At 29.5% G+C, this 20552-nt stretch carries 17 protein-coding genes; all 17 read left to right on the top strand.

Annotated features, from left to right (window positions below; genetic code table 11):
- Positions 1-15: 15 nt before the first annotated feature.
- The 17 genes from L3B98_RS26360 (at position 16) to L3B98_RS26280 (ending at position 20482) form a co-directional block, all read left to right on the top strand.
- On the top strand, positions 16-1158 hold the full coding sequence (locus tag L3B98_RS26360) for an FIST N-terminal domain-containing protein (protein WP_238918899.1): 1143 nt from the start codon (positions 16-18) through the stop codon (positions 1156-1158).
- 1 nt (position 1159) lies between these two features.
- Positions 1160-2200 (top strand): ATP-binding protein, encoded by a 1041-nt coding sequence (locus L3B98_RS26355; RefSeq protein ID WP_238918898.1) that lies wholly within the window; start codon positions 1160-1162, stop codon positions 2198-2200.
- 30 nt (positions 2201-2230) lie between these two features.
- Positions 2231-3526, top strand: coding sequence for a response regulator (locus tag L3B98_RS26350; RefSeq protein WP_238918897.1), 1296 nt, complete (start codon positions 2231-2233; stop codon positions 3524-3526).
- A 79-nt stretch (positions 3527-3605) separates the two neighbouring features.
- Entirely contained in the window at positions 3606-4073 is a 468-nt protein-coding gene (locus L3B98_RS26345) for a ferritin family protein (RefSeq protein ID WP_015392530.1), read from the top strand.
- 166 nt (positions 4074-4239) lie between these two features.
- A complete protein-coding gene (locus tag L3B98_RS26340) occupies positions 4240-4980 on the top strand; it encodes an NADPH-dependent oxidoreductase (protein WP_238918896.1) in 741 nt (246 codons plus the stop codon).
- 21 nt (positions 4981-5001) lie between these two features.
- The gene (locus L3B98_RS26335; RefSeq protein ID WP_015392532.1) at positions 5002-5373 is read left to right on the top strand and encodes an arsenate reductase family protein; all 372 of its coding nucleotides are present in this window, start codon (positions 5002-5004) and stop codon (positions 5371-5373) included.
- A 183-nt stretch (positions 5374-5556) separates the two neighbouring features.
- Positions 5557-7251 (top strand): molecular chaperone HscC, encoded by a 1695-nt coding sequence (locus L3B98_RS26330; protein ID WP_238918895.1) that lies wholly within the window; start codon positions 5557-5559, stop codon positions 7249-7251.
- Complete coding sequence (locus L3B98_RS26325; RefSeq protein WP_238918894.1) at positions 7251-9116, top strand: J domain-containing protein; 1866 nt, start codon at positions 7251-7253, stop codon at positions 9114-9116. The genes L3B98_RS26330 and L3B98_RS26325 overlap by 1 nt, the downstream gene beginning before the upstream one ends.
- A gap of 326 nt (positions 9117-9442) precedes the next feature.
- Positions 9443-10372, top strand: coding sequence for a DUF2167 domain-containing protein (locus L3B98_RS26320; protein ID WP_238918893.1), 930 nt, complete (start codon positions 9443-9445; stop codon positions 10370-10372).
- 45 nt (positions 10373-10417) lie between these two features.
- On the top strand, positions 10418-11056 hold the full coding sequence (locus L3B98_RS26315; RefSeq protein ID WP_015392536.1) for a hypothetical protein: 639 nt from the start codon (positions 10418-10420) through the stop codon (positions 11054-11056).
- A gap of 473 nt (positions 11057-11529) precedes the next feature.
- Positions 11530-12366: a PRD domain-containing protein gene (locus L3B98_RS26310; RefSeq protein ID WP_238918892.1), complete on the top strand. Its 837-nt coding sequence runs from the start codon at positions 11530-11532 to the stop codon at positions 12364-12366.
- Between the two features lie 100 nt (positions 12367-12466).
- Positions 12467-13885, top strand: coding sequence for a PTS transporter subunit EIIC (locus L3B98_RS26305; protein ID WP_238918891.1), 1419 nt, complete (start codon positions 12467-12469; stop codon positions 13883-13885).
- Between the two features lie 16 nt (positions 13886-13901).
- Positions 13902-14414 (top strand): PTS glucose transporter subunit IIA, encoded by a 513-nt coding sequence (locus L3B98_RS26300; RefSeq protein ID WP_238918890.1) that lies wholly within the window; start codon positions 13902-13904, stop codon positions 14412-14414.
- A gap of 32 nt (positions 14415-14446) precedes the next feature.
- Positions 14447-15196, top strand: a complete 750-nt coding sequence (locus tag L3B98_RS26295; protein WP_238918889.1) for a ChbG/HpnK family deacetylase — start codon at positions 14447-14449, stop codon at positions 15194-15196.
- Positions 15197-15397: 201 nt separating this feature from the next.
- A complete protein-coding gene (gene pepF / locus L3B98_RS26290) occupies positions 15398-17299 on the top strand; it encodes an oligoendopeptidase F (RefSeq protein WP_238918888.1) in 1902 nt (633 codons plus the stop codon).
- Positions 17300-17576: 277 nt separating this feature from the next.
- Positions 17577-18950 carry a [FeFe] hydrogenase, group A gene (locus L3B98_RS26285; RefSeq protein ID WP_238918887.1) on the top strand — a complete coding sequence of 458 codons (1374 nt, stop codon included), beginning with the start codon at positions 17577-17579 and terminating at the stop codon, positions 18948-18950.
- A gap of 731 nt (positions 18951-19681) precedes the next feature.
- Positions 19682-20482, top strand: a complete 801-nt coding sequence (locus L3B98_RS26280; protein WP_238918886.1) for a hypothetical protein — start codon at positions 19682-19684, stop codon at positions 20480-20482.
- The last annotated feature ends 70 nt before the right edge of the window (positions 20483-20552 follow it).

The following is a 20552-nucleotide window of genomic DNA, read 5'->3' as shown; positions in this document are numbered from 1 at the left end:
ATATGGGAGGTAAATATGGTTGTTGAGCAATTTAAATTTAACGAAATAAATGATATAGATAAACTCAGTGAAATGTGTACTTTGGTAGAATCAAATTTAATCCTAATGTTTGGGTCAAAGGAGTTTATTTGCAACAAAGATATATTTGATAAGATTCGAGGGTATTATAAAACAGCATATATAATTGGGTGTTCAACTGCTGGAGAGGTATATAATGATCAGGTTAATGATAATGTACTGACAGTTACAGCAATAAAGTTTAAAAGAACTGAAGTGAAATTCTTTCAATCAAAGATCTTTGATTCTAAACAATGTTATAAACAAGGTATAAAAATAGCAAATTCTATCCCAAAAGAAAATTTATCTCATTTATTTGTACTTAGTGAAGGGATGAATATAAATGGTAGTAAATTTATTGAAGGATTAGTGGATGGCCTTCCTGAAGAAGTTAAAATAACAGGAGGACTTGCAGCAGATGATGATAGGTATTTTGAAACTTTTGTTATTGCAAATGATTACGCTGAAGAAAATTCAGTTGCAGTCATAGCATTTTATGGGGAAAATATTAAAATTGGGTATGGTTCAGTTGGTGGTTGGAATACTTTTGGAATAGAAAGAAAAATTACAAAATCAAATGAAAACATTTTATATGAATTAGATGGAAAGCCTGCTTTGGATTTATATGTTGAATATTTGGGAGAATATGCAAAGGATTTACCAGCTAGTGGTTTATTTTTTCCATTAAATATAAGATCAGATGACAATAAGTTTAACGTTGTTAGGACAGTTTCAAGTATTAATGAGAAAGAGAGAAGCCTTAAATATGTTGGCGAAATACCTAAGGGATATCACGCAAGATTAATGAGAGCTAACTTTAATAATTTGATTAATGGTGCGGCTAAGGCAGCAGAAAATTGTATTAAAAGTATTAGTTATAATAAGCCTCAGCTTGGAATAATAGTTAGTTGTTGTGGACGAAAATTTGTTTTGAATCAAATGTGCGATGAAGAGATTGAAGTGGTAAGAAACATTTTTGGAAAAGATGTTGTTTTAACTGGATTTTATTCTTATGGAGAAATAGCACCATCTAATAAGGATTCAGTAACTGAATTTCATAATCAAACAATGACTATTACACTCATTGGAGAGGAAGAGTAATATGGATAAAATTAATAAGATTTTGCAAAGGCAATTAAACAAGTATATTAAAGAAGATGAAATTTCAGAGGAATTTAAATCATTTATTGAATCAGTTAATTCTGCATATAATGAGTTTGAAAAAGATAGGCTTTTATTAGAAAGAAGTCTTGAAATAAGTGAAAAGGAATATAATGATAATCTATTGAAAATTGAAAAACTTCAAGGCCAAATTATTCATCAAGAAAAAATGGCAGGAATGGGACAACTTTCTGCTGGTATAGCTCATGAAATAAATAATCCGTTAGGATTTGTAAAAAGTAATGTTTATACATTAAGCAAATATAAAGACAAAATCAAGGGACTTTTAGATTTATACTTTAAAGTTGAAAATTTTTTGGAAATAGAAGATAAAGAAAATTATGATACAAAGTTTTCAGAGGTTTCTGAGTATAAAAAAAATAATAAAATGAATTTTGTCTTTGAAGATATTGATGATATTATAACTGAGTCTAAAGATGGACTAAATAGAATTGAAATGATAGTTAAAAGCCTTCTTGGATTTGCACGGGGAGCAAGTTCAAATGAATTTTCGGATTATGACATTAACAGTAACATTAAATCAACAATTGTTATTGCTTATAATGAGATAAAATATAATGCAAAAGTTGAGGAAGACCTTGAAGAAGTTCCAGTGATACAAGCAATTGGTGGTGAGATAAATCAAGTTATTTTAAATATGCTGATAAATGCATCACACTCCATTAAATCCAAAGGTGTTCAAGGAATAATAAAAATTCACACCTATTGTGAAGATGATTATGTAAAATGTGAAATAAGTGATAACGGAAATGGAATTGAAGAGAAGAATTTAAAGGATATTTTTAATCCATTTTTTACAACAAAGCCTGTTGGACAGGGAACTGGTTTAGGGTTAAGTGTCTCTCATGATATTATTGTGAATAAGCATTCAGGAAAGATAGATGTTAAAAGTTGTGTTGGAGAAGGTGCAACATTTATCATTTCCTTACCAATAAATAATGCACAGGATTATGAGAAGTAAAATTAAATATCAGTATAGGGGTGTTAATTTATGAAGATACTTATTGTTGATGATGAAAAATTAAATTTAAAGATAGCAAATGATTACTTGGAAAAATCTAATATTAATTGTGAGGTTACTATTTGCAATGATTCAACAGAGGTTGAAAAATTGGTTAGTGAAAATAATTTTGATATTATACTTCTTGACATAGTAATGCCTAAAATGACGGGAATTGATGTATTAAAGATAATTCGGTCAAAAGAAGAATATAATAATATTCAAATTCTTATGTTCACATCACTTACTGATAATGACAGCTTTAAGAAATGTTTTGAAAATGGAGCAGATGATTACGTTAATAAACCAATTAAGGAAGTTGAATTTTTTGCGAGATTAAAAGCAGCAATTAAAACAAGAAGTAATGCAATTATGTTAGAAGAAATGTTTGAAAGAATAAAGAAACAAAATAATGAATTGAAATTATTAAATAAAACTTTGCAAGATACACAATTTCAAATAATACAGAAGGAAAAACTTGCTGCAATTGGTGAATTGGCAGCAGGGGTAGCACATGAAATTAATAATCCTCTTGGGTATTTAGGAAGCAATTTAGAGACCTTATCAAAATTTGTGTCAAAAATACAAACAATGATAGAAGAATATAGAGGAATAATTAAAGGAAAGAATTTAGATGAAAGAGATATAGAAAATTATAATATGAGCAAAGAAGAGGCTTATATTAGAGACATGGAAAAGAAATTAAAAATAGACTTCATAATGGGGGAAATGGGAGGAATTATTAAAGATTCATTGGATGGCGCAAATCGTGTATCAAAGATAGTTAGTAGTTTACAAAATTTTGCTAAAACTGGCTTTGAAGATGAAATGGTCAATAATGATTTAAATATAATTGTTGATGAGGCAGTTTTGCTACTTAATAATGATTTGAAGAGTGTTGCAGAAATTGAAAAGATTAATGGGATAATCACTAATATAATATGCAATAGAAGTGAAATAGGGCAAGTGATAATGAGTCTTCTCACAAATTCATTGCAGGCAATAAAGAGTCAAAATAATGAAAATGGAAAAATAATTATTAGAACCTTTGAAGAAGATGGTAAAGTTTGTTGTAGTATTAGTGATAATGGTCCTGGTATAGAAGAAAATGTATTAAGTAAAATATTTGATCCATTTTTTACAACAAAGGAAATTGGGACAGCTGCTGGAGTTGGGCTTACTATAGCACATGATGTAATAGTTAAAAGACATCATGGAGAATTTGATGTGAAAAGTATACCAGGAAAGGAAACCATATTTACTTTTAAATTTAAAAGTATTAATTGATTAATTTTTGAAATAAATTTTATTTATTAATAAATGCTTGAATAATAAAAAATATAATGTATGAGAGGATGAGATTAATATGTCAAACACATTTAATGAATTAGAAATTCTGAAGGTTGCAATGTTAATGGAGGAAGAAGGGAGGGCTTTCTATACTAATGGCGCTAAATATGCCGATGGGAGATTAAAGGATTTTTTAATAGCAGCAGCAGGACAAGAAATTTTGCATAAAGAATTATTTTCTAAGCTTTATGATGAGTTATCAAGTAAAATAAATGAGGATTATGATTATCTTTTTGATCCAGAAGTGACTTCGTATTTTAAAGATTTAATTGAAAACAAGGTATTTGATAAGAAAACACCTCAAGAAGATGCGTTTAAAGACTTAAAGAGTGCTATAGAGTATTCTATTAAATCAGAAGAGCTTACAGTAGAAGTATATACAAAGATGTATGAAGGTATTGAAAGAAAAGATGTAAAAGATGTACTAGCTAAAATTATAGAGGAAGAAAAAACACATATTGAGGAGTTTAAGAAACTTTTATAATTTAAAGAAAATTTTTTACTCAGAAGGAAACAGTATTTTAAATATTTCTTATACTGTTTCTTTTGATTATATTTTTACATAATTATAATAATAAGGGTTGCAAATTTATAGAAAAAGTTCTAGAATTGATATTAACAAACAATAATTATTAATTAGAGGTGATAATATGAATGAAACTATAAAAGTAATACAAAACCATAGATCGATTAGAAGCTTTATTGATAAAGATATAGATAATCAAATAATTGATGAAATTTTAAAAGCATCACAATCAATGCCTTCATCTATTAATGGACAGCAGACTTCAGCAATTGTTATTAGAGATAAAGAGACAAAGGCAAAAATTGCACATTTCGCTGGTGACCAAAAATGGATTGATGATGCACCTGTATTTGTAATTTTTATAATGGATTTTTATAAAACAAAAATTGCAGCTGAGATAAATGGACTAAAACAAGTTATTAATGAAAGTATAGAAGGAACTATTGTTGGAACTTTTGATTCAGGATTAGCTATGGGAGCTGCAATAATAGCTGCTGAATCCCTTGGACTTGGAATAGTACCAATTGGTGGAGTTAGGAAAAATCCAAAGGAAATAATTGAAATTTTAGAATTACCGTCTAATACGTATCCTATAGCAGGCTTGGCAATTGGATATCCTAAAGATAATTCAAAAAAGAAGCCTAGACTTCCTTTTGATACTTTTAGGCATGATGAGAAATATAATAAGGATATAATTGAAGATAATATTAAAAAGTATGATGAAACAATGGAAACATATTTAAGGGATATTGGTCGAGAACAAGAAGGAAACTGGAGTAAGCTTACTTCTGGTCTTTATAAATATGTTTATTATCCAGAAGTTTATCCTACAATTAAAAAACAAGGTTTTGATAATAATAAGTAAAGTAAAATTGGTGGTGAAATAATGTCGTATTTATTTGTAGAATATCCAAAATGCACAACATGTAAGCGTGCAAAAAAGTGGCTCGATGATCACGAAGTTGATTATGAAGATAGACATATAGTAGAAAAGAATCCAACAGCTGAGGAACTTCAAAAATGGATTGAAAAAAGCGAACTACCAATTAAGAAGTTCTTTAACACTAGCGGGATTTTATATAAAGAAATGAATTTAAGTCAAAAGCTCAAAACTCTTTCAGAAGAAGAACAAATTGAACTTTTAGCAACAAATGGAATGTTAGTTAAGCGCCCAATATTAGTTGGAGAAGATTTTGTACTTGTTGGTTTTAGAGATGAAGCTGTGTGGAAAGAAACATTGAAAGTTAATAACGATTAGTAATTAAATGACTAGCAGTATTTTCTGCTAGTCATTTTTATATGATATTTTAGTATATTGGGCAGGTTAATCTCTTATGGTATAATTTACATGAGAGATAAAATTATATAAATAGATATAAAAATATTGTAAGAGAAGAAATAGTTATTACTGTTTTTATATCTATGAAATTGGAGGGATTTTATGGCAGTTATTGGTATTGATTTAGGAACTACAAACAGTTTGGTTGCTGTTTGGGAAGATGGGAAAGCTAGAATTATACCTAATGTTTTAGAGAGAAATTTAACACCATCAGTTATTAGTGTTGATGAAAATAATGAAATATTAGTTGGTGATGTAGCGAAAGAAAGACTTATTACACATCCAGAGTGTACGGTGGCAAATTTTAAAAGATTTATGGGTACAGCTAAAAAAATGAATCTTGGAGCTTATACTTTTACTCCAGAAGAATTATCTTCATTTATTTTGAAAAGATTAAAGGAAGATGCCGAGAGTTATTTAGGGGCAGTTGTCGAAGAAGCAGTAATAAGTGTCCCTGCATATTTCAATGATGCTCAACGAAAAGCAACTAAAAGGGCTGGTGAGCTTGCGGGAATGAAAGTGGAAAGACTAATTAGTGAACCAACAGCAGCTGCTGTAGCTTATGGACTTCATCAAGAAGATGATGAAACTCAATTTTTGGTTTTTGATTTGGGTGGAGGAACCTTTGATATTTCTATTCTTGAATTATTTGAAGGAGTCATGGAGGTTAAGTCTATAGCGGGAGATAATTTCCTTGGTGGAGAAGATTTTAATAAACTTCTAGTTGAATATTTTATTGAAAAGAATAATTTAGATCTATATAAATTAGATAAGAAAACAGTATCAGCTTTATGTAAGCAGGCTGAATTATGTAAACAAGCATTATCAATGAGTGATAATGCAACAATGAAATTGGTAGTTGATGAACAAAATTTTGAAATAGAATTAGATAGAAGTAAATTTGAAAAATTATGTTCAGATTTAATTTTGAGATTAAGACACCCAGTAGAAAGAGCTTTAAGGGATGCAGATATATCTCCTAGTGAAATTGAGGCTGTAATTTTGATAGGTGGAAGTACAAGGATGCCTTTAGTGAGAAATGTGGTTAGCAAAATGTTTAATAAGCTACCTTTTTCTAATATAAATCCTGATGAAACAGTGGCACTTGGCGCAGCAATTCAAGCTGCTTTAAAAGAAAAAAACTCAGATTTAAAGGAATTAGTGTTGACAGATGTATGTCCATATACACTTGGTGTAGCAGTAGCAAGACGCATGAATGGTGAAAGTTATGAAGCTGGATATTATTTGCCAATAATCGAAAGAAATTCACCAGTTCCAATAAGCAAGGTAGAAAATTTAGTACCTACGGCAGACAATCAAACTCATATTAGTATAAAAGTATATCAAGGTGAGAGCAGAAGAGTGGAAAATAATATAGCTTTAGGAGAATTTCAAGTTCCTATTCCTAAGGATAAAGCTGGAGTGCAAGCTGTTGCTGTAAGATATACTTACGATATAAATGGACTACTGGAAGTTGAAGCTACAGTAGAAAGTACTGGGATTAAGAAAGCTTTAATAATTGAAAAAGCACCAGGATCGATGACTGAGGAAGAAATAAAAGAACGTATGGAAGTGCTTAAAGAAATTAAAATTCATCCGAGGGATAGAACAGAAAATAGATTGCTATTAGCAAGAGGTGAAAGGTTATATGAAGAAGCCCTTGGTGATATGCGTGAATATATTGAAAAATTATTAGCTGAATTTGAAAGAATATTGGCTACTCAAAATCCTAAATTAATTAAAGAGTATGCAAAATTATTTTCTGAGAAACTAGATGAATTGGAGAAATATTATTAATGATTTGCTGGTGGGATATATTAGAAATACCTTATGATAGTGATACTAAAACTATAAAAAAAGCTTATGCCAAACTATTAAAAGTACATAATCCAGAAGATGATGCAGAAGGTTATCAAAGGCTTAGACAAGCATATGATGAAGCTATTATGTATTCTAAGAAAAATAATGTTAATCAGTATGATAATACTAGTAACTTAGAAGGAGTTTCTTACAATTTAAATAATAGCACTTTACAGAACTTAAAGGAGGAAAATAATCAAGATTTAACAGAGTTTAATTCATCTATATATGAATATGATGAGAAAATTAGTGGAAATTCAAGTATTGTTAAAATTTACAATGAAGTTCAAAATCCTGAAATAAATATTAATGAACAGATAGAGCAATTTTTTTATAGATTAGAGGAAATATACAAAAATATTTATCTCAGGATTGATACGACTGTATGGGAAGAATTATTAAATTCAGATGTACTTTGGAATGCAGAGAGCTTTAAAACTATTGAAGATATGCTATTTAACTTCTTGTGTACTCATAAATATTTACCTGCGGAAATATGGATTAAGCTTAATAATAATTTTACATGGAGTAGAAATGAAATAAAATTATATAATAAACACTCAGAAACTATAGTTGATGAAATTTTAAAAAATCTTAAAACTCCAAACAAGCTTAAATATGATTATGTAAGAGATATAAATCGAGATATTATCGATGAATATTTATATGAAAGGCAGGAAGGTTATGAGGCATTGCAAGAAAAAAATTATGCAAAAGCATATATTTCCTTAAATAAGGCAAAAGCATTATTTGATCAAGACCCTGAATTGTTGAGGACAATAGGTGATTATAATTATGAATTTAATCATATGAATGAAGCTTTAAAATATTATAAATTAGCTTTTCAAATAAATAATTATGATCTAGAATGTGTGTTACATATAGGAAAGATTTTGGTCTCCTATGAACTTTTTGGTGAAGCAGTACCATATTTTAAAGTTTGGCTGTCCTATAATAATAATGATAAATTTGCATTAGATTATATGTCTTATTGTTACTATTATAGTAATGATTTAATTATGGCAAGAGAAAGTTTTAAAAGGCTATTGAGCTTTGATGAAAATAATAAATTAATAAAAAAATATTTGAAAAATATAGAAGCAAAATTGGAAGGAAAGTATGTTAGACAAATTAAATTCTATAAAGATAATTTATTAGAAGAAGTTGAAACTGAAAAAGTAATTAGATCAAAAAGGTTATATGAAGAAGAAAAAAAGCCATTAAATCTAAGTAATATATTTAGAACAGTTATATTTATTGTGATGATAATTGGAGCCCTAGGACGTATGGCGGAACATAGAAATCAAGTAGAAATCAATTATGATAATACAAAAGAATCCAAGATAGATACCAATAATATTTTGTTTTCTGATATAATTACACCTAAGCAATTTATTAATGCTTCCATAAATAGTAATGTGAAAATGCATTTATTTGAAGTGAAGCCGATTAAGTATTATAAGATATCAGAAGTCTTTGAAAATAGAGTTATATTTTCGGAAGACGAATTAAAACAAAAGGGCTTGCAAAATAAAGTTGAAAGTCAGCTATACATTGGTACGTTAAAGCAACAAGTATTTATATTTTCAGATTCGAAATGCAGTAAAAAAACTATTGATAAAAGTGGAAGTTATGAATTAAAGGGGGCTAAATGTTTTATTGATACTAATATAGAAAATAAAATTCAAAAAGAATATGCTTCTTTGTATCCTAGTTATCATTGGGTGCCAGGTGGATTTATCGATGCTTCACAAGATGAAATTAATAAAGCTATTAATAAAAACAGCAAACTAATAAAATAATTATAAAACTTGAATTGAAAATAAGAAATTTTTTCTGACAGCACTAAAAGTGAATTGTTTAAAAATGAGTTTAGACAAGCCACTTTTAGTGGTTTTTTATTGCAAAAAGTTGTTTAAGTTAATTAATTTTAAAACATTTTGGGTTCAATACTATACTTTAGTATAATATACAAATTATACTAAAATGTAATATCATACAATAGGTAAAATATTGATAAGGGGATGTGTCTGTTATGAAAAAAATTAACGAAAGATAAAATGAAAGATGATTAAGGCTTATAACTACTTAAAAAAATATTTAATTAAAAAGAGTTAGGGGAGAAAAGATGTTTAAAAAAATATTAACGGTATTGGTAGTGGCGATTATAGTTATTGCCAACTCAAGCATTGTGCATGCAAGTGATTCGACAAATGGTACTGATGAGATCAATTGGATTGAAGGGCCAAAGACTGTAGATGTTGGAACTGATCTAGCAAAACTTGATTTGCCTGAGGAATATGTTTTTGCAGATGGTAAAGATGCAAAAAAATTAATGAAGGAAATGGATAATTTTATTACTGATAAAGAACAAGGAATTGTATTCTCAAAGGATGAAAAAGAAAACTGGTATGTTTTATTTGAGTTCGATGATATTGGATATATTAAAGACAGCGATTCCAAAAATATTGATGCTGATGCACTTCTTGCAGATATAAAAAAGGGGACTGAAGAAGATAATGCAGAAAGAAGGAAGAGTGGAAAGTCAACAATAGATATAATAGGTTGGGATGAAAAGCCACATTATGATCCAAATACACATAATTTAGTTTGGTCTGTGTTAAGTACTTCAAAAGGAGAAAAAATTGTTAATTATAATGTTAGAATTTTAGGTCGTGGTGGAGTTACTGAAGTTACTTTAGTAGCTGGTAAGGATGAAATGGATAAGGTAAAGCCTAAACTAGCTACAATAATCAGTAAATATTCATATAAAGAAGGAAAAAGATATTCAGATTACATAAAAGGTGATAAAGCTGCAGAAATAGGGCTTACTGCATTAATAGCAGGAGGAGCTGGTGCAGGTGCTGCTAAGGTAGGATTATTAGCTAAAATATTACTAATATTTAAAAAGGTTTGGATAGTTATTATAGTTGCTATAGGTGGATTATTTAAAGGAATATTTAAAGTTTTTAAGAGAAAGCCAAAAAATGATAATGGGATTAATACGAATTCAGAAGAAACTGGTTTTAAAGAAAACCCAAAAATAGATGAAATTTAATATTAATAATTTAATTTTACAATTGGTTAATCTTGGAGGTAAGTAATGTTTAAAAATATAAAAAATAAAATAGCAGTTATTTTAATAGGAGCAATAGTTTCAGTAACTTTTGCAGGTTGTGCTGGTTCTAAACCTGGAGATAGACTTAAGGAAATTAAGCCAATTCCAATAAGCGTTGAGGGCGTTGAATTTAAAGTTGGAGAATCAAAAGTAGGGGATATAGTTAATGGTGGATTATCAGTTTCGCCTGATTTAAACTTTAAGTCTGGAATCGATGGGTTAAAGCTTGATAAAATGACCTATTATTTAGGATATATAAATAAAGACGGGTATAATTTAGGAAATATTAATTTTGTTAACAATACTAAAGAAAGTAAAGAATATAAAGATTGTTTGATTAGCGAATACAAAATGAAATTCACAAATCTAACTTCTGAAAGTAAGAAATACAGATTTGATAATATCTTAGTTGATGGAATTAATTTTAAAGGTATGTCTATAGATGATGTAAAAAAGGTTATGGCAGAAAAAACAAGTGAAGTTTCTGATATAAAGGAACCAGATGGTAGCATTGCTATTTTAAATTATACAGTTAATAAAGTGAGTGTAAATATTTCTTTTGACCATACAACAAAAACTGTAAGTGAAATTGATGTACAAGTATATAATACATTTTTTGAATAGGAAATACTTGTTTTATGATATAGATATCTAAATTAATAATTCAACATATGTATAATTGAGAAATTATACTCGTAACACTACACTAGAAATCAGATACATTTTTCTGGAAGCAGGCATGTGAAATTGAGCTGATGATGGTTCTTAATGGAGGCTTGTTTCATTTACAGCTTGTCAAGATTTTACATCTGGAACACGCTGAAATGACGACAAGCTGCCATTTAGAACCTTCCAGCGAAAATTTCACTAGTCCAGTGGAAGATAAATGTATCTGATTTTGGTAATTGTTGCATAAGTCTAATTCTTGTTTGGGATATCTATATGAGCTATTTATTATTAACGTATTGACATGAAAAACATTATAGAATATAATGTTATCATATTAAGGATTGTTACTCTTTGAGGCATTACCTATTTTTTAGTTGATGCTTCAAGGAGTTTTTTGTTTTATAAATAATCTGAATAGGAGTTAGTTTATGAGGGCAATTAAGAAGATTAATAACAATGTGGCAATATGTTTAGATAGTAATAATAAGGAATTGATTGCCTTTGGGAAAGGAATTGGTTTTTCTCAAATGCCATATGAGATTTTGGATTTAAGTATAATTTCAATGACATTTTATCGGATTGACAATAGATTTTATAAGTTGATCGAAGAAATTCCAGAAAACGTATTTGAGGTGGCTGCACTAATTGTTCATAAAGCTCAAATAATATTAAAATGCAGTTTGAATCCTAATCTTGTAGTTGGTTTGGCAGATCATATAAATTTTGCTATGATACGAATGAAGAAGTATAAAAAAATGAAGATGGTATTTTCGTATGATATAGAACAGCTATATCCAAAAGAAACAGAGCTTGGAAGATATGCAGTCAAATTAATTCGAAAAAAGTTATTTGTAAGTCTTCCAGAAAGTGAAATAACAAGTATTGCTATGCATCTTGTAAATGCAGAGGAAGAAAACGAACCTATAACTGATGGAACAGATACAGAAGTTTTAATTTCAGAAGTTGTTGATAAGATAGAAGAATTTTTTTCACTTACTATAGATAGAAGTGACTTTAACTATAATAGATTTGCTATGCATCTAAGATATTATTTAAAGAGAATTAAAGAGAAAAAACAGTTCATGGATGATAACGTTATAATTGTTCAAGCTATGAAGGAAAAAAATCCTAAAGTGTATGAATGTGCTTCTATGATTGGAAATTATATTGATAAAAAATTACAAGAAGAAAGCACGGAAGATGAACTACTTTATCTAATGATTCACATTAATAGAATCATTAATAATAGAGCAATTGAAGATTAAGGATTGTAACTCGTAATGGAGGCATTACCAAAGCTAATATGAAAATAAATTCATATGGCTTTGGTTTTTTTATTAATTTTATTTATGGGGAGGAAAAAATATGAGTAAAAATGAAAAATTTCAAAAGATCGCAGAAGATGTTTTAAAAGCAGTTGGTGGAAAGGAAAATGTGGCCAATTTAGCTCATTGTATGACAAGACTGCGTTTTAATCTTAAAGATGAAAGTGTTCCAAATGAAGAGGAAATTAAGAATATTCCTGGTGTTATAGGTGTAATGAAAGCTGGTGGGCAGTTTCAAATAATTATTGGGCAGACAGTAGAACATGTCTATCAATATCTTTGTGAAATTGGTGGTTTTGAAAATACTTCAAAACTTGACGAAAATCTTGATCGGCCAAAGAAAGAAGTTACACTTAAGTATATAGGTAGCAGCATACTAGATGGACTTGCAGGGTGTCTTACACCATTGATACCACTTCTTATGGCAGCATCAATGTTTAAAATGTTTGCAGCATTATTTGGACCAAGTATGCTTGGGGTAATTAGTGAGTCAAGTGATGTATATAAGTTATTAACTTTCGTTGGGGATGCTGGTTTTTACTTCTTTCCAATTGTAGTTGGATATACTGCAGCTAAAAAATTTGGAGTGACACCTGTTATAGCTATGTTTTTAGGTGGGATTATGTTACATCCAACTTTTGTTGAAATGGCAACTAAGGGAGTAACTTTTTCTGTATTTGGAATTCCTTGTACTCCTCAGAATTATGCAAGTACTATTTTACCAATTATCATGTCAGTTTGGGTTATGTCTTATATTGAAAAGTTCTTTAAAAAATATTTACCAAATGCATTGAAGACCATTTTTGCACCAGCATTAACAATTGTAGTTATACTTCCAATAGCACTTTGTGTATTAGGACCAGCAGGTTCATTTATTGGAAAGTATATATGTAACGGGCTTTTAGGTATTAATGGTGTTGCAGGTTTTCTTGGAATTGCAATTATTGGTGCTCTTTGGGAATTTTTGGTAATGAGTGGTATGCATCTTGTATTAATTAGTACATTAATTCTTGTTTTTTCTACTAATGGGTACGAAGGTTTTGTGAGTCCAGCGGCAGTAGCAGCTAGTTTTGCTGTTGCAGGTATGTGTCTTGGAGCAGCAATTCGAATTAAAGATAAGGAACAGCGTAGTCTTAGTGTAGGGTATTTAGTTGCTTGTCTTGTTGGAGGGGTTACTGAACCTGGACTTTATGGAATAGGTATGAGGTATAAGCGTCCGTTTATTGGTATGATTGTAGGTGGCTTTGCTGGAGGACTCTATGGTGGAATGATGGGAGTAACTGCGTATGCACTGATTCCAGTAGCAAGTGTGCTTTGTTTAATTGGATATGCAGGAGGATCAGCATCAAACTTTATTCAGGCTTGCATTACAGCAATTATTTCTTTAGTTGTTGCAGCAATAGTTACATATTCCTTTGGTTTTAAGAAAGATGATCAAATTGTAAGAAAGCAAAAATAAAAGGTAAGGTGATAAAATGAATATATTTAAAAAATTTATTGATAAGAAACATGAAGTTACAATTATAGAAAATGCGGAAAATGGATATGTATATGGTCCAATGGAGGGTGAAATAATTCCGTTAAAGGAAATTAACGATGGAGTATTTTCAGAAGGAATGATGGGAAAAGGGTGTGGCTTGAAACCTAGTGAGGGTAAAGTTTATGCACCTTTTGATGGAGAAATTCTCTTAATAGCTCATACTAAACATGCAATTGCTTTGAAAAGCCATGATGGAATTGAAATTTTAATTCATGTGGGAATGGATACTGTTAAAATGAATGGAATGGGCTTTAACCCAGTGATTAATGTGGGAGATAGAGTGAGAGGTGGTCAGTTAATTATGACATTTTCAATACCAGATATTGAAGCAGCTGGATATTCAACTATTTCAGCTATTATTGTGACAAACTCAGAGCAGTATAATAATATAGAAGTATTAAATCAAGGAAGTGAAAAAAAGTTAGAGAAAATTATTAAGATTTCATAATGAGTTCGTTTTTTATGGAAGGGAGATTTGTAATGAAAAAATTATTATTGAGAGCTGATGATTTAGGATATTCAGAAGGAGTTAATTATGGTATAGCAAAAAGTGTGAAAGAAGGTCTAATTGGAAGTGTAGGAGTCATGACTAATATGCCTGCTACAATTCATGGTCTGAATCTACTAAAAGATACAAAAGTTTGCTTTGGACAACATACAAATATATGTGTAGGCAAACCACTTACAGATCCGTCATTAATACCTAGTATTACAAATGAAAAGGGTGAATTTAAATCATCTAAAGAATATAGACAGGCAAAAGAAGATTTTGTGGTTTTAGAGGAAGTTATTATTGAAATAGAAGCACAATATAAAAAATTTGTAGAACTTGTGGGCGAACAGCCACATTATTTTGAGGGACATGCAGTTTCTAGTACAAATTTCTTTAAAGGCTTAGAGATAGTTGCAGAGAAATATGGGTTAAAGTATTCAGGAATGTCATTTGGCGGTGAAGCAATAAAAATTTCTAATAAAGACGTATATGTTAGTATGGACAGCATGATGCCGAATTATGAACCATTTGAAGCATTAAAGAAGATGATTGAGAATGCGGAAGATGAGGGATATTATATGTTTATATGCCATCCTGGATATTTAGATGGATATATATTAAAGAACTCTTCTCTTACTATGCCAAGACCGATGGAAGTTGACATGTTATGTGATCCCAACACAAGAAAATGGATTGAAGAAGCAGCAGTAGAACTTATTACATATGATGATTTATAAAAACTATGTAAGAAAGTAATATTTATTCAACCACGATATTTTTTATCGTGGTTGAATTTATTAATAAGGTTGTTAATTATAAATAATTAAGGTAATAGGTATATTTTTATTAAAAAATTAATATTTTCTAGAAAACTATGGAAATATATCAACAAAATGTTTATAATGTAAATAATATCTTAAAAGGGGGTAATAATTATTATGAAAAAAAATCTACAAAGGAAATTGGTTTGTGTACCTTTAGCATTAAGCATTTTGTTAAGTCAATCAGCAGTTTTTGCAGCAGGACCTGTTACAAGAGATTCAGTTGATCAAAAGTATAAATGGAGTATTGATGATATATATCCAACTAAAGACCTTTTTGACGCTGATTACAAAAAAGTTACAGAAACATATATTCCAAAGCTAAATAGTTTTAAAGGGCATTTAACTAGTGCACAAAGTATAAAAGATTGTCTTAATACAAAAGACGAAATGATGAGAATAGTTGAAAAATTATATGTATACGCAAGTATGAAATCAAATGAAGATGAATCAAATAGTCCGAATTCAGAAAAGAAATCTTTAACAGAAAGTTTGAATTCACAAGTAGGGGTAGCAACAGCATTTATTCAAACTGAAATTCTTGCACAATCAGAGGACACAATAAAAAAATATATGGAAGATCCATTACTGGCAGATTATAAACACTATATAGACAGGCTATTAAAAGAAAAAGCCCATACTCTTTCTCAAGGTGAAGAAGAGATTTTAGCAGCTGCTTCAGATATGGCTTCATCTCCAGATGATATATATTCAAAGCTTAAAACAGATATGGAAGGATTTTTACCTACAATTAAAGACCCTGAAAATAAGGATTTTAAAATAACAAATTCTTCTTATGGATCTATGCTAGATAATCAAAATAGAGACTTTAGAGAAAAAGGGTTTGAAGAATTATACAGTGTATATGATAAGGAAAAAAATTCTTTAGCAGCTACTTTAAATGCAGAAGTAAAGAAAAATGAATTTTTTGCTAAGGAAAGAAAATATAATTCTGCTGAAGAAGCTGCACTTGCAGATGAGAATATTCCTGTAGCTGTTTATGATAATTTGGTTAGTTCTGTAGACAAGAATGTCAATAGCCTTCATAAATATGTGACTTTAAGAAAGAAGATACTAGGAGTAGACAAGGTACATTTATATGATATGTATGTTCCATTAACTAAAAATTTTGATGTTAAAATTCCTTATGAAGATGGAAAGAAGCTTGTGCTTAAAGGGTTAGCACCGCTAGGTCAAGATTATATTGATGTTTTGAGTAATGCTTTTGAAAGCAGATGGGCTGATGTATATGAAACAAATAATAAATACTCTGGTGCATATCAATGGGGAACTTATGATACCCACCCATATGTTTTAATGAATTATGATGGAAGTGCTGATTCAGTACTTACCACAGCTCATGAATTTGGACATGCTATGAATGCTTATTATACAAATAAAACTCAAAAGTATGTAAATAGTGAACAACCAATATTTACAGCAGAAGTAGCTTCTACAGCAAATGAGTTAATGATGCTAAGATATTTAATAAACAATGCTAAAACTGATGATGAAAAACTTTATTATATAAATACTTTGGCAGAAGACATAAGAGGCACAGTTTATACTCAAACAATGTATGCAGAATTCGAAAAAATGATACATGAGAGAGTTGAAAAAGGTGAAGGTATCTCGGCTGATTCTTTAAGTAGTATGTGGAAAGATCTTATGGTAAAATATTACGGCGATGATTTCCAAGATGATGAACTAGCTAATTTATGGTGGGCAAGAATTCCTCATTTCTATATGAACTTTTATGTTTATAAATATGCAACTTCTATGGCGGCTTCAAATCAGTTAGTAAAAAACATGACCGAAGGAACTGATGCAAGTGAAGCAGAAGGTGTAAAGAAATATAGGAATTTCCTTACTTCAGGTTCTTCTGATTATCCAATAGAAACTCTTAAAAAAGCTGGTGTTGATGTAACAACAAGTGAATCAGTAGATAATTTATTAAAGGAATTTGATCAATTAGTAGATCAAATGGATCAAATATTATCAAAACAACAAAAGAAATAATATAAGATATAATTAAAGCTTACAAGAATTTTCTTGTAAGCTTTAATTAGGTTATCATAATAACTAATATCTATATCATTCAGGAAAATATTTTTTGTCGGAATAAAGATTATAAAAAAATAGAAAAATTTATATAATAATTGCAGTTTTCGATAATTTGTAGGAAAATATAAGTATAGAAATATTCAGAATATTCAAAAAGAATATTTTGATTTTGCATTAGAGAATTACATAATGGGTATTGAGTTAAAATTTATTTGTAAAAGGAGAGAGGTAAATGAGTAAACACATGTCAACAGAAGTTCGTGTTCCAATTGAACCAGGAAATCCATCGGTTATGAGAATCGAAGAAAAATGCATAAAGTGTGGTCAGTGTAAAACTATCTGCAAAGATTACATAGGAGTGTTAGGTTATTATGATTTAAGCAAGACTAATGACATTCCAATATGTATAAATTGTGGTCAATGTGCAAATGTCTGTCCAGTAGATAGCATAATAGAAACTTATGAATTTAGAGAGGTTATGGAGGCAATTAATGATAAAGATAAAATTGTAATTGTAAATACATCGCCTTCAGTTAGAGTTTCTTTGGGAGAAGAATTTGGAATGGAAGATGGTTCATTTGTTCAAGGTAAGATGGTTGCACTGCTTAGAAAATTAGGAGTGAATTATGTCCTTGATACTAATTTTGGAGCAGATCTAACAATTATGGAAGAAGCAAGTGAATTAATAGAAAGAGTTAAAAAAAATAAGAACTTACCACAGTTTACAAGTTGTTGTCCTGCATGGGTTAAATTTGCTGAGACTTATTATCCTGAAATAATTCCCAATATATCAACTTCAAAAAGTCCAATTGGTATGCAGGGACCAACAGTAAAATCTTATTTCGCTGAGAGTATGGACATAGATCCTAAAAAAATAGTTAATGTAGCTTTGACTCCTTGTACTGCAAAGAAATTTGAAATACGAAGAGAAGAAATGAAGGATGCAGGAAATTATCTTGATATAGATGATATGAGAGATATGGATTATGTTATTACCACAAGAGAATTAGCCTTGTGGGCAAAAGAAAAAGGCATAGATTTTAATTCCTTAGAAGATTCTGAGTTTGATAGAGTTATGGGAGAAGCATCTGGTGCCGGTGTTATTTTCGGAAATACTGGAGGAGTAATGGAAGCTGCACTTCGTACAGCTTATGAATTTATTACTAAGGAAAAGGTGCCAGATACCTTGTATGACCTTAAACCAGTGAGAGGTATGGAGGAAATGAAAGAAGCAAGTTTAAATATTGGAGATATAACATTAAATGTAGCTGTTATCTATGGTACTGATAATGTAAGGAAAATGATGGATAAACTAAAGACTTCTGATAAGCAATATCATTTTATAGAAGTAATGACATGTCCTGGTGGATGCATAGGCGGTGGTGGACAAGCAAAACATAGGATTGACAAAATTAAAGAAGCAAATGAAAAACGTATAATGAGTCTATATGATAAGGATAATAAGATGAAGCTTAGATTAAGTCATAAAAATCCTGAAATAGAAATGCTTTATAATGAGTTTTATGGAGAGCCATTAAGTGAATTGGCTGAAAAGATGTTACATACTTCCTATTATAGTAGAAGTAATGATTTAGGAGAAAATTAGGCATAAGTATAACAAAGATGTATAAATATCCAAAGCGAGAATTAGACTTCTGTAACAATTACCGAAATATGATACAGTTATCTTCCGCAGGACTAGTGAAATTTTCGCTGGAAGGTTATAAATGTGGGCTTGTCGTCATTTCAGCGTGTTCCAGATATAAAATCCCCAAGGAGAAAGTTCATGTTTCCAAATATAAAAGCTCCAGGGAGAAAGTTCGTGTTTCCAAATATAAAATTTGGACACTTACTTTTTGGACATTCACTTTTAGACAAGCTGTAAATGAAACAAGCCCTAGAGGAAACTCGACTCACTTTCGTTCGCTGAGTAAGCGATTCACACCAAATCACAGATTTGGGTTCTCTGCTTAACAACCTTCAACAGCTCAATTTCACATGCCTGATCCAGAAAAAATGTATCATATTTCTAGTGTAGAGATAAAATTTTAATTTCTCAAGAGTGTATACATATTCCATTTATATGTTAAACTCTTAAATTGAATATCTATAATAAAACATGCATGTAGTTGGAGACACTTATTCAACCATGGATGTTTTATTTTATTGTAAGAATTTTTTAATAAAAAACAATGTGATTTGTTACACATCTGTCAAAAATCTATGGTAATATAATTCGTGACATAGATAAGAGTATTTATAATAATATAGAGATAATTAAATACTTATATGAAGAAAAGATAGCAGAATTATTTTATGCTTAAGGGAGATGAACTGATGAAAATATTAGAAATTCTATTAATAAAACCTTTAATAGAGACAATATATTTAACCGGAATGATTATTTTAATAGGCTTACTATTAGGAGTTTTAAGGAATGGGGCTCTTAAGAATTTTATGAAAAGTTTTGGATTTAAATCTGTAATGATAACTGGATTTATTGGGGTTCCAATACACGAATGTAGCCATGCTTTAATTGCAATTTTGTTTAAACATTCTATAACAGATATGAAATTACTACAGAAACCAGATGCTAGTGGGACTTTAGGGTATGTTAGACATTCTTATAATCCTAAGAGTATTTATCAGCAGATAGGAAACTTTTTTATAGGTATAGCCCCAATCTTTGGAGGATTAATTTCATTAATATTATTAATGAAAGTCCTATTGCCTGCTTCGTATGCAGAATTTATAAAAATCTCAACTCGTAATCTAAGTATTACAAGTATAAATACTGAGGTTATTAAAGGAATAACAAATTCATATTATGAGCTGATAAGAACTATATTTACAAAATCAAACTTTGATAATCCTTATTTTTATTTGTTTTTATTTTTAGCTATATGTATTTCATCACATATCTCATTAAGTAGAGCAGATATAAATGGAGCATCTGGGGGATTATTATTAATATTTTTAATAATAATAATCTTAAATATGTTTGGATTTACAAATTTTATATCAATGTCAGATATTGTAAAATACAATGTAGTGTTGACAGGTTTTCTTTTGGTAGCCTTAATATTTTCTATGATAACCTATATAATAAGTGGAGTTTCAGCACTGTTGATAAAATAAATTTCAAAATTAACTAATTTGAATGAAATTTTTTCTGAATATTTTTCTTTTAAGAATATATTTGTAATAA

The organism is Clostridium sp. YIM B02555 (assembly GCF_022320955.1).
In the GTDB taxonomy this organism is placed as follows: domain Bacteria; phylum Bacillota; class Clostridia; order Clostridiales; family Clostridiaceae; genus Clostridium; species Clostridium saccharoperbutylacetonicum.
Note: the sequence above shows the minus strand (reverse complement) of the source record. Positions and strands in the feature narration are given on the sequence as shown.

What these genes read in the sequence shown, in the direction of transcription:
- L3B98_RS26350 (WP_238918897.1), top strand. Translation starts at nt 2,231, where the DNA reads ATGAAGATACTTATTGTTGATGATGAAAAATTAAATTTAAAGATAGCA.
- L3B98_RS26310 (WP_238918892.1), top strand. Translation starts at nt 11,530, where the DNA reads ATGAGGGCAATTAAGAAGATTAATAACAATGTGGCAATATGTTTAGAT.
- L3B98_RS26325 (WP_238918894.1), top strand. Translation starts at nt 7,251, where the DNA reads ATGATTTGCTGGTGGGATATATTAGAAATACCTTATGATAGTGATACT.
- L3B98_RS26315 (WP_015392536.1), top strand. Translation starts at nt 10,418, where the DNA reads ATGTTTAAAAATATAAAAAATAAAATAGCAGTTATTTTAATAGGAGCA.
- L3B98_RS26360 (WP_238918899.1), top strand. Translation starts at nt 16, where the DNA reads ATGGTTGTTGAGCAATTTAAATTTAACGAAATAAATGATATAGATAAA.
- L3B98_RS26305 (WP_238918891.1), top strand. Translation starts at nt 12,467, where the DNA reads ATGAGTAAAAATGAAAAATTTCAAAAGATCGCAGAAGATGTTTTAAAA.
- L3B98_RS26355 (WP_238918898.1), top strand. Translation starts at nt 1,160, where the DNA reads ATGGATAAAATTAATAAGATTTTGCAAAGGCAATTAAACAAGTATATT.
- L3B98_RS26285 (WP_238918887.1), top strand. Translation starts at nt 17,577, where the DNA reads ATGAGTAAACACATGTCAACAGAAGTTCGTGTTCCAATTGAACCAGGA.
- L3B98_RS26330 (WP_238918895.1), top strand. Translation starts at nt 5,557, where the DNA reads ATGGCAGTTATTGGTATTGATTTAGGAACTACAAACAGTTTGGTTGCT.
- pepF (WP_238918888.1), top strand. Translation starts at nt 15,398, where the DNA reads ATGAAAAAAAATCTACAAAGGAAATTGGTTTGTGTACCTTTAGCATTA.
- L3B98_RS26335 (WP_015392532.1), top strand. Translation starts at nt 5,002, where the DNA reads ATGTCGTATTTATTTGTAGAATATCCAAAATGCACAACATGTAAGCGT.
- L3B98_RS26280 (WP_238918886.1), top strand. Translation starts at nt 19,682, where the DNA reads ATGAAAATATTAGAAATTCTATTAATAAAACCTTTAATAGAGACAATA.
- L3B98_RS26340 (WP_238918896.1), top strand. Translation starts at nt 4,240, where the DNA reads ATGAATGAAACTATAAAAGTAATACAAAACCATAGATCGATTAGAAGC.
- L3B98_RS26295 (WP_238918889.1), top strand. Translation starts at nt 14,447, where the DNA reads ATGAAAAAATTATTATTGAGAGCTGATGATTTAGGATATTCAGAAGGA.
- L3B98_RS26320 (WP_238918893.1), top strand. Translation starts at nt 9,443, where the DNA reads ATGTTTAAAAAAATATTAACGGTATTGGTAGTGGCGATTATAGTTATT.
- L3B98_RS26345 (WP_015392530.1), top strand. Translation starts at nt 3,606, where the DNA reads ATGTCAAACACATTTAATGAATTAGAAATTCTGAAGGTTGCAATGTTA.
- L3B98_RS26300 (WP_238918890.1), top strand. Translation starts at nt 13,902, where the DNA reads ATGAATATATTTAAAAAATTTATTGATAAGAAACATGAAGTTACAATT.